This is a genomic window from Acinetobacter seifertii (genome assembly GCF_000368065.1).
GTDB lineage: Bacteria > Pseudomonadota > Gammaproteobacteria > Pseudomonadales > Moraxellaceae > Acinetobacter > Acinetobacter seifertii.
On sequence record NZ_KB851200.1, the window covers coordinates 353844 to 369073 of the forward strand.

15 protein-coding genes are annotated in these 15230 nt (G+C 37.4%); 9 read left to right on the plus strand and 6 right to left on the minus strand.

Translation table 11 applies throughout. The annotated features are described in order from the left end of the window. Positions 1 to 83: 83 nt before the first annotated feature. On the minus strand, positions 84 to 941 hold the full coding sequence (locus F985_RS08965; RefSeq protein ID WP_004700175.1) for a LysR family transcriptional regulator: 858 nt from the start codon (positions 939 to 941) through the stop codon (positions 84 to 86). 319 nt (positions 942 to 1260) lie between these two features. Here F985_RS08965 and F985_RS08970 point away from each other — a divergent pair, with 319 nt between their 5' ends. The 4 genes from F985_RS08970 (at position 1261) to F985_RS08985 (ending at position 4850) form a co-directional block, all read left to right on the plus strand. Then, complete coding sequence (locus F985_RS08970) at positions 1261 to 1692, plus strand: DoxX family protein (protein ID WP_004700177.1); 432 nt, start codon at positions 1261 to 1263, stop codon at positions 1690 to 1692. 32 nt (positions 1693 to 1724) lie between these two features. Continuing rightward, positions 1725 to 2639 (plus strand): hypothetical protein, encoded by a 915-nt coding sequence (locus F985_RS08975; protein WP_004700180.1) that lies wholly within the window; start codon positions 1725 to 1727, stop codon positions 2637 to 2639. A 111-nt stretch (positions 2640 to 2750) separates the two neighbouring features. Beyond that, positions 2751 to 4211 carry an alginate export family protein gene (locus F985_RS08980; protein ID WP_004700181.1) on the plus strand — a complete coding sequence of 487 codons (1461 nt, stop codon included), beginning with the start codon at positions 2751 to 2753 and terminating at the stop codon, positions 4209 to 4211. A gap of 18 nt (positions 4212 to 4229) precedes the next feature. After that, the gene (locus tag F985_RS08985; protein ID WP_004700183.1) at positions 4230 to 4850 is read left to right on the plus strand and encodes a M17 family peptidase N-terminal domain-containing protein; all 621 of its coding nucleotides are present in this window, start codon (positions 4230 to 4232) and stop codon (positions 4848 to 4850) included. 92 nt (positions 4851 to 4942) lie between these two features. On the opposite strand, the gene F985_RS08990 is transcribed toward F985_RS08985, so the two are convergent. After that, complete coding sequence (locus F985_RS08990; RefSeq protein WP_004700186.1) at positions 4943 to 5854, minus strand: ornithine cyclodeaminase family protein; 912 nt, start codon at positions 5852 to 5854, stop codon at positions 4943 to 4945. Positions 5855 to 5966: 112 nt separating this feature from the next. Then, positions 5967 to 6935, minus strand: coding sequence for a threo-3-hydroxy-L-aspartate ammonia-lyase (locus F985_RS08995; RefSeq protein WP_004700188.1), 969 nt, complete (start codon positions 6933 to 6935; stop codon positions 5967 to 5969). A gap of 255 nt (positions 6936 to 7190) precedes the next feature. Here F985_RS08995 and F985_RS09000 point away from each other — a divergent pair, with 255 nt between their 5' ends. Beyond that, positions 7191 to 7814: a helix-turn-helix transcriptional regulator gene (locus F985_RS09000; RefSeq protein ID WP_019457749.1), complete on the plus strand. Its 624-nt coding sequence runs from the start codon at positions 7191 to 7193 to the stop codon at positions 7812 to 7814. A gap of 244 nt (positions 7815 to 8058) precedes the next feature. On the opposite strand, the gene F985_RS25750 is transcribed toward F985_RS09000, so the two are convergent. The 3 genes from F985_RS25750 to F985_RS09010 form a co-directional block, all read right to left on the minus strand. Further along, positions 8059 to 8220, minus strand: a complete 162-nt coding sequence (locus F985_RS25750) for a hypothetical protein (protein ID WP_157668061.1) — start codon at positions 8218 to 8220, stop codon at positions 8059 to 8061. Between the two features lie 77 nt (positions 8221 to 8297). Further along, positions 8298 to 8984: a pirin family protein gene (locus F985_RS09005; RefSeq protein ID WP_004700191.1), complete on the minus strand. Its 687-nt coding sequence runs from the start codon at positions 8982 to 8984 to the stop codon at positions 8298 to 8300. Positions 8985 to 9170: 186 nt separating this feature from the next. After that, complete coding sequence (locus tag F985_RS09010; RefSeq protein WP_004700194.1) at positions 9171 to 10415, minus strand: L,D-transpeptidase family protein; 1245 nt, start codon at positions 10413 to 10415, stop codon at positions 9171 to 9173. 302 nt (positions 10416 to 10717) lie between these two features. Between F985_RS09010 and hemE the strand changes: the two genes are divergently transcribed. From hemE to F985_RS09030, 4 genes are all read left to right on the plus strand, one after another. Continuing rightward, positions 10718 to 11791: a uroporphyrinogen decarboxylase gene (hemE, locus tag F985_RS09015; RefSeq protein ID WP_004700197.1), complete on the plus strand. Its 1074-nt coding sequence runs from the start codon at positions 10718 to 10720 to the stop codon at positions 11789 to 11791. Between the two features lie 6 nt (positions 11792 to 11797). Continuing rightward, on the plus strand, positions 11798 to 12592 hold the full coding sequence (locus tag F985_RS09020) for a DUF817 family protein (RefSeq protein ID WP_004700200.1): 795 nt from the start codon (positions 11798 to 11800) through the stop codon (positions 12590 to 12592). Positions 12593 to 12737: 145 nt separating this feature from the next. Continuing rightward, positions 12738 to 13208: a DUF3015 family protein gene (locus F985_RS09025; protein WP_004700201.1), complete on the plus strand. Its 471-nt coding sequence runs from the start codon at positions 12738 to 12740 to the stop codon at positions 13206 to 13208. 70 nt (positions 13209 to 13278) lie between these two features. After that, positions 13279 to 15162, plus strand: a complete 1884-nt coding sequence (locus F985_RS09030) for an Lnb N-terminal periplasmic domain-containing protein (protein WP_004700204.1) — start codon at positions 13279 to 13281, stop codon at positions 15160 to 15162. The last annotated feature ends 68 nt before the right edge of the window (positions 15163 to 15230 follow it).

Here is a 15230-nt window from a genome sequence, read left to right on the forward strand (position 1 = left end):
CTTTCTAGGGCAGAGCTAAAATAGAATACTTGGTAAATGTAGATAAAGAAAAAGAGTAATTTAGCGGCTAAAGTTTTATTCATTTAATGATAATTTGAAAAATGCTGCTTTAAAGAATTTAAAAAAAGTTCAACCTTCTTTGGAACTCTCGATCCATAAGGTGTGGTTGCATAAAAATAAAGATCAGAGTTTAAAAGGGTTTTTGAATAATTAATAATAATTCCCTCATCTTCATATTTTTTTGCTAAAAAGTCAGGTGCAAATAAAATACCCTGATTTCTCTTACAAAGTTCTAAAAGAATTTCTATATTATTACATGTCAATTTTGGTATTGAGTTAATAATATTATTTTTTAAGTCATCTTTAGAATATAGTAAAATGCTATGCTCTCTAAGCTCTTCTATATTTTTCGGTTTTCCATATTTATTTAAATATGCGTCTGTTGCATAAAAGCTTCTTTTATATGTGTTTAAAATGAAAGTATTTTGCTCTTCAATATTTTCTTCAACTTTTAAAATCACATCAAACTTATGAGGATTGATATGAGTGGAGTGGTCTGAAAACATAAGATCAATTTCAATATGAGGATATTTGATTAGAAAATTAGAAATGACATCTGAAAAGCACGTTTGGATAAAGGCATGTGGAGCACTAATTTTGAGTAAGCCTTCAGGGTACTTCTGGTCGTATACAAAGTCATGGGCTGCTAAATCTAACTCTTTCACAATCACTTTGCATCGCTCATAGAACTTTTCTCCAGAGCGAGTCAGGTCCATCTTTCGGGTGTTGCGTATAAATAATGATGTATTAAATAGACTTTCTAAATAAAAAATTCTTTTTGAAACTTGATCTCTCGTAATGCCTAGATTTCTAGAAGCATGACTAAAATTTCCATTCTCTACCACACTTATAAAAGTATTAATACAGTCTATTTTATCCATCAAATTTTAAAGGCTAAATGATCTTGCCGCTAAATTATATGAGGAATATCTGTATATCAATCATTGTATCTTTTTAGAATACAGTTTGTATTTAAATAAATATCTAGTAGTTTACACGGATTTTTGATTTTATATATCGTAAGTTATTTGGTTTTTTAAAGGTTAATAAAATATTTAAAATTATTTAAATTGTCTTATTTTTATAAAGATAATTTTATAAATTAGATCATGAATATTGCATATTTTATAAACTTTTATTAATGCATGAAACTTATATTTTTTAAATATTAAAACTATGAGATTTCAAAAAGGTAAATAGATGAGTGACTTGATTAATAATAACCCAGTATGGGTAAAAAAGATCTTATCAATTCATGGATTGCTTCCGCTACTTCGACTTGCACTCGTTTCAGCGTATTTAGTGGGGGGAATTAATAAATTCATCGGATTTCATGCGGCTATTGAAGAGCAGGCGAGTTTTGGTTTACAGCCTGCTTGGCTTTGGGCAGCTACCGCTATTTTTATTGAAATTGTTGGTTCGGTCTTAGTTATTTTTAATCGTTTTGTCTGGTTAGGAGCAGGGGCTTTAGGCTGTCTAACTGCCATAGCAATGCTCGTTGCAAACGACTTTTGGAATCATACAGGCTCAGCATTTTTTAGTACGTTTAATAGTTTCTTCGAACATCTTGGGCTCATCGCTGCTTTGGTGATGGTCACCATTCTTTCTAATCAATCTTCAAAATCACAATAAGTTTAAGCATCTCATTTAAACAGGAGCATTTTATGCGTAAATCATTATCAGCATTGCTTTTAAGCACCATGCTAGTGGGCACAAATGTTGCCCTAGTTCCTCAGGTTTTTGCCAAAACAACAACAAGTATAAAAAGTGAGGCACCCGGTGTAGCCCCCCAATACGATACAACGCATGTTTATGTAAACCCTGAAGACTTTGACAAATTTACCGATAGCTTGGTCGCAACATTCGGTGGTACCAAGTCGAAACAAGGTGTTTTCCAAGTCACACCAACACCGAGCCAGACGATGTCTCAGCTTGTATTGACCCCAGTAGGTACATTGTCTGTATTTGGTTTTAAAACTCCAATTCCATATCCGTTTGGTTTAGAAAGAACTGGCTATTTAGTCAAAGACATGGACGCAGCAGTGCAGGCTGCCAAAGCAAATGGGGCAGATGTCATTGTAGATGCTTTCCCAGACCCAATTGGGCGTGATGCGATTGTCCAATGGCCGGGTGGCGTAAATATGCAGCTCTATTGGCACACGACTAAGCCTAACTATAACCAGTTAGAGACTGTTCCAGAAAACCGTATTTATGTTTCAAAACAAAGTGCTGACTCGTTTGTTAAGAAGTTCGTGAGTTTCTCGCACGGTAAAGTCGTTTCCGATAACCCTAAAGCCGCAGGTATAGAAATTGGTCGCCCAAATGAAACGTATAGACGTATTCGCGTTGAGTCTGACTTCGGCAAAATGACAGTATTCGTGACCAATGGTCATCTTCCTTATCCGTATGGGCGTGATATGACGGGTTATGAAGTTAAAAACTTATCTGAAACTTTAGATAAAGCCACAAAAGCAGGTGCATCTGTTTTGGTGAATGCTTATAAGTCGGATGGTCGTGAGTCAGCAATGGTGCAGTTCCCAGGCGGTTATATCGCTGAAATTCATGCGTCTATCAAATAATTTATAGCCTAAATGATGGATTGAAATTTGCACTTATGTTGCCTAAGAGCAGTATGAGTGCAAAACACCAAGTCTCTGCAACGACCTATTTATTACTATGGATAACACTTGATGGCCTCGCATGTTTTTAAAGATAGAACATATCGAACTAAGCACTCAGAGACTTACCTGAAAATAATAAAAATGAGTCTGTTATTAACCAGCAGTTTATTTTTCTATGAATCTGCTTATGCAGAAAATGAAGCCTCAAACACAAATGCATGTCCAACTCGTCCAAAAATCTCAACGAATCGTTGGCAAGAAAATTGGGATGTTTTAAAAAATCCGTGTGTGCCAAAGAAAATAGGAGACGACTTCAAATATATACCTTTTGGCGATAATAATTATTTATCACTTGGGGCAAATATTCGTGAACGTTTTGAAGTCAATAATAATGCAAAGTTTGGTACTGGAAATAATCAGGCCGACAGCTATTTAATTCAAAGATTACAAGCGCATGCAGATGTAAGAATAGGCGATCATTTACAATTATTTACTCAGCTAAGCGATGCCCGTGCGTTTGATAAAAAAAATATTAGTAGTACCGATCAAAATAGACTTGATATAGAACAAGCCTTTATTGCATGGGTGAGCCCTTTAAATAACGGAACTTTTAAATTTAGAGTAGGCCGTCAAGAAATGGCTTTTGACTTACAGCGCTTTATCTCGAATAGAGAAGGCCCAAACGTTCGGCAAGCCTTTGATGGTGTATGGTCGGGGTATGAATATGGCGACTGGAGAGTTTTAGGTTATCTCACCAGACCTGTTCAGATAGAAAAAGATTCCACGTTTAATGACCACTCAAAAAGCAATTTAAGTTTTAGCGGCTTTCGTGTAGATAAACAAAATGTAGGGGATGGCGAGTTATCGGGTTATTACTCGCGTTATAAACGAGATAATGCCTCTTTTCCAAGTATTAAGGGCAATGAGGTTCGAGACTTATATGACCTTCGCCATATGGGTAAAAAGAATAATGTCGATTGGGATGTTGAAGGCATGCTTCAGCATGGAAAAATCGGTGGACAAACAATTCAAGCTTGGGCACTGAGTAGTATTACGGGATACACTTTTGCTGACCAAGCGTGGTCACCGCGTTTAGGAGTGCAATTTGATATTGCCACAGGCGACAAAAGTACCAACGATAATCAACTTAATACCTTTAACCAGCTTTTTGCAAATGGCTCATATTTTACTTTGGCGGGTTATAGTGGTTATAGCAATATTATTCACCTAAAACCGTCTCTGACGCTCAAGCCTTCCGAAAAACTTACTTTGTTAAGTGCCTTAGGTTTTCAGTGGCGTGAAACTACCCAAGATGCGATTTATTTCCAAGGTAATAACAGCATGGCAAATACCGCGGGGCAAGGTTCGAGCTGGACTGGGGCATATCTTCAACTCAGAGCAGATCGAAAAATTAATTCTAATCTATCTGTGGCTGCCGAAGGCGTGCACTTTGAGGTTGGAGATACCATTAAGAAAGCGGGTGGTAAAGACGCAAACTATTTAGGCCTTGAGCTTAAATATGGTTGGTAAAACGAGAAGAGTAAAAATATGAGCACAGGTATAAAGCAAACTAAAATTGGGCGTTACCAAAATTTAAACATTGAACTCGTGACTTGGGACTGTACCACGGCCGAGGTTGAGCTTTCCTGTGCTTGTGTTTTTGAACATGAAATGAATAACCGTTCTTTTTCGGGTGGTTTGGCACATTTAGATGAAGCTCTAAACGGCAGACTATATGAAATACGGAAAAATAACTGGTTTAGCGCAAAATTGAATGATGTTCTTTTAATAAATCAAACCCCATCCACGATACATGCCTCTAAAGTTTTACTTATAGGCATGGGAGCACCAGAAGATTTCACGTTAGAGCGAATCGAGACTGCGATAAAAACTGTTGTAAGAATAGTGCATCAACTGGAACTCAAAAGTGTGGCATTTGCGCCTAGTCTTTTAGATACAGGCCTGAATCCTCCTACTGGTTTAAATGAACTGATGCTAAGAAGTTTAAAAGAAGAATTAGACAAACATCATCAGCTTTATTTGCAAAAATTAGTCAAAAAATCTGAAATTGAAAAATGGGTATTTGATGCAGGTTTTCAAAATTATGATGCTAAGGCTGAGCAATATATCGCGTCTTTTGCTAAAGTTTTTATTGAAGATTCATTCTGATTTTAAAAACAAAATTCAGTAAAGCATTGTGAAAAGGAACATGATTTTAATTTAACTGCATCAGCCTGAACGATGCAGTTAAATGATCAATATTAAGAAATTTCTAAAATTTTCTGAGCGATATATAAATCTTGTATAGATAAGCCTGAACTGTCATAAATTGTGATTTGTTCTGGTAACTGCCTACCTTGGGCATTTGCTAAAAGCACATCACCTATATTGATTAAGGTTGCAGACTCAGGCGCATGTTGAAATTCACCAATGAGTTTAGACTGGACATTAAGATCGCAAAATAAACCACTATGTGAAAATAGCTCTGGCGGAAGTTCTTGTTTGCCTTGTTTATCAGAACCCATCGATGAAATATGAGTGCCAGCTTTGACCCATTCAGCTTTAAAAAGAGGAGTATGAGAAGAAGTTGCGGTCACAATAATATCGGCTTGTTCACAGGCTTCTTTTGCACCCGTAATTTGAAGCTGAATACCTAATGGTTTGAGGTCTTCTGCCATTTTTTCAGCTTTATGTGGGTCGCGCCCGACTATAAAAATCTGTTCGAAATTTCTAATTCTCGCTAAAGCCTCACACTCATATTTGGCCTGATTTCCTGTACCAAATATAGCCAATACTTTTGAATCTTTTCTTGCAAGTACCTGGGTTGCGACAGCATTAGATGCAGCTGTACGAAACGCATTGACTTTGCCTGCTTCGATGGCTGCTGCCATTTTTCCATTAGCTTGATTGAATAATAAAATGAGCGCGTTATGGCGAGGCAAACCATGTTTAGGGTTATCTTCCCAAAAAGAACCAACTTTAAGGCCAGCCAAATGCTCGGTCGCCGATGACTTAACGCTAAAGGTATTTTTGCTATCGGACCCTTGACCGTGAACCACAGCAAAACTTTTGGTTTCTGGTTGAGTTGCAGCAATTAAAGCTTGGTAAATGGCGTCATAAGCCAGTTCATGATTGATGAGAGCAGCAGATTCAGACTCAGAAATAAATCTCATCATATCTCCAAAAGTTTATTTAAATTAAGACACGAGCAAGCCGAGAGACGAGTAGCATGTAATGCCTATCTATGACGTATTAACTGAACTCATAGATAGGCACTAACTTTTATTAAGCAGATAAAAACTCTACATATTTAGAAATATCGACGTTGCCACCACTAATGATGATGCCTATACGTTTGCCTTTTAACTCATGCTTTAAATTACGTGCAGCAGCAAATCCGAGACATCCTGTCGGTTCAACTACCATTTTCATTCTTTCAGCAAAGAACTTCATACAGCTAATAAGTTCTTCGTCTTCTACTGTCAAAATGTCATCCACATTCTTTTGAATAATAGGGAATGTTAATTTGCCTAAATATTGAGTTTGAGCGCCATCGGCAATGGTTTGTGGCGTATCAATATGAACAATTTCTCCTTTTCTAAAAGACATTTGCCCATCATTTCCTAGAGCAGGTTCAACACCATATATTTTACAGTTTGGAGAGAGATGGCGAGCAGACAGGGCAGAACCTGCCAATAAACCACCGCCCCCTAAACATACAAACAGGTAATCTAATTCGCCGACTTCTTCAAATAACTCTTTTGCAGCCGTTCCTTGACCTGCAATTACATGTGGGTGGTCATAAGATGGAATGAGTGTCAGGCCATTTTTTTCAGCTATTTCTTTTCCAATTTTTTCCCGATCTTCTCTATAGCGGTCAAATTCAACAATATCGGCGCCGTATTCTCGTGTTGCTGCCATTTTTGCGGCAGGTGCATCTTGCGGCATAACGATTATGGCTGGAATACCAAGCGTTTTTGCTGATAGTGCAATTGCTTGCGCATGGTTTCCTGAAGAGAAAGCAACCACACCCGCTTTTTTCTGAGCTCCACTAAATTGCAAAAGTGCATTCATTGCACCACGAAATTTGAAAGCACCAACACGCTGAAAATTCTCACATTTAAAAAATACTTCTGCTTCAAATTCATTGTTCACAGTACGTGAAGTTAAAACAGGAGTCTTATTTGCGAAACCTTTTATACGTTCAGCAGCGGCTGCGACATCTTCATAAGTGGGAAGGGTTAAATTTTTCATAATTAAACCTAATGCTATTCAATGTTTTCGGATGCAAGATTTGCTATTGCTCAAGTGACATACAATATATGGACCTTGTTTAGATAAAATATATAGATTTAGATAAAATGTCTAATTTTATTTTCTAATTTGATAACAATGAGATATAAGATTTTGATTTACATTAAGTTTAAAATTGGATAAAAAGTCTAAAATACTATTGCATGCTTTATGCTAGGGCTTGAAATAGCAACTAAGTCATTTGGAGGAAATACCTTGGGCAATCGTGATAAACATTTACTCACTCAACTAGATACTATCGCGAAAGGGCTAAGTGAAACGCTATTTCCTTTTTGCGAAGTTGTTGTCCATGACTTAACAAATCCTGAGCATGCCATACTCTCTATACATAACAATTTATCTGGTCGAAAAATTGGAGATCCTGCCACTGAGCTGGGCTTGGCTAGAATCATGTCTCCAGAGTTTCCAAACCTCATTTCAAATTACGCAAACCAATTTGCAGATGGTCGTCCTGCCAAAAGTACGTCTATTGGAATTAAAGATGAAGAAGGGCAATATGTGGCCGCTTTATGTATGAATATAGATTTAACCCTATTTAGGGGAATGCAAAGTGCTCTAGACCAGTTCACTAAAATTGAAACTGACAACATTATTGAAAATCTGGAACCGAATGGTACAGAAGCAATTCGAAGATATATTGATCAATTTGCTTCAAAACACGCTACGACACCGCGTATGCTAAAACTCAATGAGCGAAAACAGTTAATACATGAACTCAAGAATAATGGCTTATTAGACATTAAAAAGGCCGTGGAAACGGTTGCTCAGCATTTAGGTATATCTAGAGCAAGTGCCTATTTATATGTGAAGGAAACTTAAAAGCTTTTTCATCATTTATAAAATTAGACATAGTGTGTGTTGTACTTGGTGTTGCATAACCTTTGTGCTTTTTGAAAGGTTACCCATTCAGTTTTTTGCTTTAAAGGTTTTATGGTATTTATCAAAAAATAACTTGTTTAATCAACATACCTCATTTAAATAATGAACTAGGTGATACAGTAATCATCTACATAGATTTATTTAGGAGGTCATTATTTGAAGGTGTTTTTTATTGTATTTATTACTATTTTTTCCAGCATCGGACTGTTTCTGTTAATTGCAGCTCTTCGCTATCGAAAGAATTATTCATCATCGGGTGAACCTGATTATTCATCTTCATCAAACCATCATGTTCATGACAATAGCCATCATCATAGCTCAAGCCACTCAAATGATTGTTCGTCATCTTCGGATTCAGGCAGCTGCGATAGTGGCGGTAGTAGTGACTAAAAAGCCCTTTTATATAAAAGGGCTTTTAGCTGTTTAAGGTAAATCAAACCAAATAAATTGACTGTCTTCAAGTGCATGAATCACGGCGTTATCTTCAAACACTAAAGCATCACCAGCTTTAACTTCTTGATCACCAATACGAATTACACCTGAAATCACATGAACGTAATTTACCCGTTTTGATGTTTCAACAGGAAGTTCATTTCCTTTTTTCAATACTGCAGATTTTACTTCTGCGTTTTGGCGAATGTGCATAGGTGCATTTGCATCTGGGCCTGCAATTAAATGCCATTTATTTGGATCTTTACGTGGGTCCAAATTAATTTGTTGGTAGTTTGGCTCAGCTTCTTTTACATCTGGAATAATCCAGATTTGTAATAGATGGACAGGTGTATCAGTGTTATTGATTTCACTGTGCGCCACGCCTGTACCAGCACTCATGAGTTGCCATTCACCAGCTTTAATTTGGCCTTCATTTCCCATCGTATCACGGTGTGAAATTGCACCATCGAGCACACAGGTTAAAATTTCCATGTTGTCATGAGAGTGTGTGCCGAAACCGTTATGGGCATCAATTCTGTCGTCATTAATAACGCGTAATGCACTGACACCCATATATTTCGGGTTATACCAGTTACCAAATGAAAAGCTATGATAAGACTCTAACCAACCCGCTTTAACATGACCACGATCTTCACTACGATGCAAAAAAGCATTCATGACTCGATCTCCTCAAATTATTATTGATCTCTTGAGGACTATGTTAAACCTGTAGAATGAAGCTAAAAATAGAGTAGATGCAACATATTGTTGCGTTTTTAATATGATCGATATATCAATAAATATTCGTTTTAAATTTTAAGTATAAAAAAAGCCTGCATAAAGCAGGCTTTCTTCTTTAAAGGATTATTCTAAGAATTTAACAGTTACACCTGCACGTACTTTATTACCTAAATCGTTAGCATCCCAGTTGGTTAAACGGATACAACCGTGTGATGCAGTTTTAGAAATTAAAGACGGGTTTGGTGTGCCGTGAATACCAAATGATTTTTTACTTAAACCAATCCAGATATTACCTACAGGAGCGTTAGGGCCTGGTGGTAAAGAAAGCGGTTTTAAGTTTTTACCTTGTACGAAGTTTGAAGGTGAATAGCTATACCAAGGGTTACGCGCAACACCAACTACCTTATAAGTACCGGTCGGAGAAGGCGTATCAGTACTGCCAATTGTTGCAGGAAAGGAACCTACCATTTGATTGCGGCTGTTAAACAGATACAACTGTTTTGCACCTTTATGCGCAATAATCAAATGAATATCTTCTGGTAAGTCATTGCGTACGTTTGGAACAATAACTTTCTCACCAACTTTTTTGAAGGTTGCTTTCGGGTTTAATTTCTTTAAGAAACCTTCATCAATATGGAACTTCTCGCCCAACATTTCAGTCACACGCGTGTAGTACAAACCTTTCATTTTGGCTTGTAATGCGTAGTCAGAAGGAATTGACTCAGCATATGGACCTTTTAAGTCTGCATCGGTAATTGTGTATTCAATAAATGCTGGTTTTGTTTGTTTTGCAACAAGTGCATCCCAAGTTTCTTTAGTTAACTCGCCAGTAGGAGATAAACCATTCATTTGTTGGAAAGATGCAATTGCTTTTAGGGTATTTTTACCGCTCATGCCATCAATCGCACCCGGCGAAGCATGTGCATTGTTCAACATAACGTGAGCACGTGCATAAACTGGAAATTGGCCTTTGCCAATGTTTTCGTACCAGTCAGCATTGTTTAAGCTATCTAATGTCCATGAAACAGCTGGAGCAGGAGCAGAAGTCTTAGTAGCTGTCGCTGTTTTAGCTGGTGCAGTTGGTTCTGAAGCAGCAATGCCTGAATCAGCATTTGGGTCTTCAGCTTTTTGCAAATTTTGTAATGTTGTAGACGCTCGATTTAAATCATTTTGTTCTTGAGCAGTAATCTGTGTCTGCGCTTGGGCTTTTGCAGTTGAAGCAGCATCTACAGCAAGCGGATCAATTGGATCCTCTACAGGAGCAGATACTTTTTTAGGGTTCAGTGGTTGCTCAGTTGTTGACGCAGCCAAAGCAACATTAGCAATAATACAACTTAAACTCATAGCGAGTAATGAGCGAACAAACATGTAATTCAACCTTAAGAATTTTCATATAAGCAATAGGGCAAGGAGACTGATCCTAACGTTTATAAAATCACCAACAACGCAATTTTTGCGCATTCAATATTGGTGAATTTAAGCATTAAAGGAATATCAATAAACCCGATGTAACATGTTGCAAGTATTGCAGAAAACCGAGCTTCTTGCAGTAGACTTTTGTGTAAATATGCATTTTTTAGTGGATTGACAAGTTTTTGTATGAAATTGAAATTATAAAAACATCTACGTTTTGATATGATGCTGCCACATGAAAAAGATAGAGATCGGCAATGACGACACTTAAAAATGATCGTTTCTTACGTGCTTTATTACGTGAGCCTGTAGACACCACACCGATATGGATGATGCGCCAAGCAGGACGTTATTTGCCTGAATATCGCGAAACACGCTCAAAAGCGGGTGACTTTCTATCTTTATGCAAAAATACAGAGTTTGCTTGTGAAGTAACTTTACAGCCTTTACGTCGTTATGATTTAGACGCAGCAATTTTATTTTCAGATATTTTAACTATTCCAGATGCACTCGGTTTAGGTCTTTACTTTGAAACAGGCGAAGGCCCTAAGTTTCATAAAACGGTTCGTACTGAACAAGATGTAGCAAATTTACCAAAGTTAAATGCTAAATCTGATCTTGATTATGTGATGAACGCAGTAAGTACAATTCGTTCTGCTTTGGGTGGTCAGGTTCCACTCATTGGTTTTTCGGGTAGTCCTTGGACGCTAGCAACTTACATGGTTGAAGGTGGTTCAAGCAAAGAGTTCCGTTTTACCAAGCAAATGATGTATGCACAGCCGGAAGTTTTGCATGCTCTACTCGACCATTTAGCAGATTCAGTGATTGACTATCTAAATGCTCAGATTGATGCGGGCGCTCAAGCAATTCAAATCTTTGACAGTTGGGGCGGTGCTTTAGCACACCGTGAATATGTAGAGTTCTCTTTGAACTATATGAAAAAGATTATTGCGGGTCTGCAACGTGAAAAAGATGGGCGCCGTATTCCTGTCATTGTATTCACCAAAGGTGGTGGTCAGTGGTTAGAACCAATGATCACAACAGGTGCAGATGCATTAGGTTTAGATTGGACGACACCATTAAATACAGCCCGTACAACTGTAGCAGGTCGTGTTGCTCTACAAGGGAACCTTGATCCGGCTGTTTTATATGGTTCAGCAGCTACGATTGAAAAAGCCGTAAAAGCGATGTTAGATGACGCTTACGCAAATGGTGAGAAGACTGGTTATGTTGCAAACTTGGGTCATGGCATTACCCAGTGGGTAGATCCTGCGCAACCAAAAATCTTTGTAGATACAGTGCATGAGTATAGTGCTAAATATCTAGGATAGTTCTTTGTGCGCCACCTAACTTTACCAATTCATTTTATCGGCAAGGCTGTTTCGGCAGCCTTGTTTGGTATTCTGCTTTTAATAGCTTTTGCCCTGACAGCACCGATGGGTAGCCATGAATATATGGGTTTTTATCGTTATGATTATTTACTCATCTATGCACTCATTATTCAAATTTGCTTGTTATATTTAAAGCTGGAGTCATGGCAAGAAGCCAAAGTCATTGCTTTATTTCATATCATGGCAATGGTCATGGAAATCTTTTTGACACACCCCGGCATTGCTTCATGGCAATACCCGCAGCCTGCGGTATTTAAAATTATTACTGTGCCTTTATTTGCAGGCTTTATGTACTCGGCTGTAGGTAGTTTCTTTGCTCGCTCAATACGACTATTTCAAGTTTCCTTTGAGAAACTGCCAAGCTTTGGAAGCATGCTTTTTCTCGCATTTTTCTCATATATTAACTTTATGAGTAAATTTTTTATTCCTGATATTCGCTATATTTTATTTGCATTTAGTGTTTATATATTCTGGAAAACTACACTTTATTTTCAAATAAATGAACGTAAGTTTAAAACGCCGATGCTCCCTGTTTTGGTGACACTCGCATTCATAATTTGGGTTGCTGAAAATATTAGTACATTTTACAAAATTTGGGTTTACCCAAGTCAGATTAATGCTTGGCATATGGTGGGATGGGGTAAACTTGGTTCGTGGTATTTATTATTACTGCTAAGTTTAGTATTAGTTCTTAAAATATTAGGTCATCGAGATAATCAAGGTAATTGGAATTTAAAGTAAAAATTTCATTTTCACTTTTTATCATATTATTTAATTTTTAATTGCTAAATGACTGGCTTATCGCTATCTTTGAAGGGTGTAATAATAGTTACACATAACAATACATAAGAAACAAATCAATAATGATTTTTGGAGATATACATCTATGTTAAAAAAATTAGCTTTAGCTGCTTTGTTAGCAGCTGGTTCAAGTGTTGCTATGGCTGATAACGATGTAGGTTGTGGTGTGGGTACGCAAGTATGGGCTGGCCAAAAAGGAGTGGTGCCTAAAATTCTTGCTGCAACAACAAACGGTATTTTTACTAACCAATTATTAGGTATTACTTTTGGTACTTTAGGCTGCCGTCAAGGCGGAACAGTAACAGCTCAAGTTGTTACTTTCACAAATGAAAATGCAGAAACTTTAGCGCGTGATATGGCTGTAGGCCAAGGTGAAAGCCTGAACGTACTTGCTGAGTTAATGCAAATTAAACCACAAGATAAAGATCGTTTCTTCAAAGTTTCAAAAGCAAACTTTGGTGAAATCTATTCAGCAGACAACCAAAACACACTTCAAGTATTAGCATCATTACAAAACGTAATGGCTAAAGACGACGTTTTAAAAGCTTACGTATAAGTTTGAAATTGAAAACCCTGTCATTTGGCAGGGTTTTTCTTATATTTAATGATAAAAATTGATGAGCTTAATGAAATCGGTTGTTTTAATTTTTGCCTCATTGGCAGTTAATATTGCGTATTCAGCAGAAATAAATCCATCTATTCAAAACTACTGGTCTATTGCAGAACAAAAAAAGTTAGATCAAGACATCACATGGCAACGTCTGATGTATGCCAATAAAAACCAGAAGAGTGAAGTGAGTTACGCTGGTTACTTTATGGCACCAAATGGGAAAAATAATTTAAAAGAAGAACAGAAAGCAGATATCACAGCATTATTTGCACCAGCTCCAGACAATCAATCAATTCGTTGTAAGTTTCCTGCGCGCAGTCAATGGCTTATAAAGCAATTAGGCATTCAAGAAAATGAATTACCGCAAGTAAAATGTTCAGAGTTTGAAAACTGGATTGGCCAGATTAAACCTTATAAAGCGACGCTAATTTACGCGACAGACTTTATGGGCAATCCAAGCTCAATGTTTGGACATACCTTATTACGCTTAGACCCTAAAGATCAAAAACAGTTAAACCTCGTTTCTTACGCTGTAAATTATGCAGCCACTGTCGCAGGCAATGACAACTGGTCATATGCTTGGAAAGGCTTAACAGGGCAGTATCCGGGTGAATATTCACTAATGCCTTATTATCGTAAGGTAAAAGAGTATGGTGATTTTGAAAGCCGTGATTTATGGGAATATGAGTTAAATCTATCTCCTGAGGAAACACACTTTTTAGTGTCTCATATTTGGGAAATGCAACATGTGAGCTTCCCTTATTACTTTGTGAGTGACAACTGCGCCTATCGTTTATTGGGATTGGTTGATTTGGTTAAACCTGAGTCTAACTTACAAGAAAAGTTTAATTACGCTTCTATTCCAATGGAAACGATTAAAGCGATGCAGCAGCAAGGGCTTACGAATCCTCCTGTATATCGACCAGCTTTAGAGACTCAATTATTAGCTCAAGCTCATCAGCATGGCGCGTCTTTGGCAAAAGTTGCTCATCAGGTAGCCATGATGCCAACTAAAGAGTCCTCCGAAATACTTAAGTCGTATAGTCAGCCAGATCAGGCCAAAATTCTTGAGATGGCTTACGATGATTTATATCTACAATTCATTAGTCGAAAAGTTGAAGAAAGTTTTGCTCAACCACAGCTAAGGCAACTTTTGGCTTTGAGAAGTCAGATTGATTTAGATAAACAACGCCAAGAACCTAAACGACCTTCTACTGAACCTACACAAGGTCATAATGCACGCAATGTTTCGCTAAAACTGGGTGAAGTACAAGGTGATAAGTTTATCGAGATTGGGCATAGACAAGCTTACCATGACTTGATTGACCCTCAAGGAGGGTATCGTGCTGGTACTCAATTGCTTTTTTTAAATGGTAATGCCCAGTGGAGAGATGATCATTTAAAGCTAGAACGTCTTGATCTACTAGAAGTGAACTCCTATAACCCGATCCAACCATTCAAAACACCTCTTACTTGGGGATTTAACCTAGGCTGGCGTCAAGAAGCAGTTCATGACGGTGTTTATAGTGATGAAAAACAGCATGGTGTAGCGAGTTTTAATACCCAAGTTGGCTATAGTGTTGCGGACTATGACCGTAAACATGTGTGCTATGGACAAGTCCAAGCTTATGTTCAAGCAGGTTCAAATTTAGATAAAGGTTGGCGTGTAGGAATGGGGCCAACTCTAGGCTGTATGAATCAGTGGTTTGAAAAGTTTAACTCAGTGATACAAGTTGAACTACCCTATTGGGAAGACCAAAACCAATGGAACTTACGCTTAAATACCCAGTGGCAATATGCCATTAATAGCAATAATGCTATTCGCCTGAATTGGGATTATGAAAAACAAAATCATCTGGACTGGATGAAATCAAGTCTTGGATATGTTTGGTTCTTTTAAATCGTATATTCATAAAAAAAGAGAAATAGATTTCATCTATTTCTCTTTTTTGTTTTAGCTAAAGATGA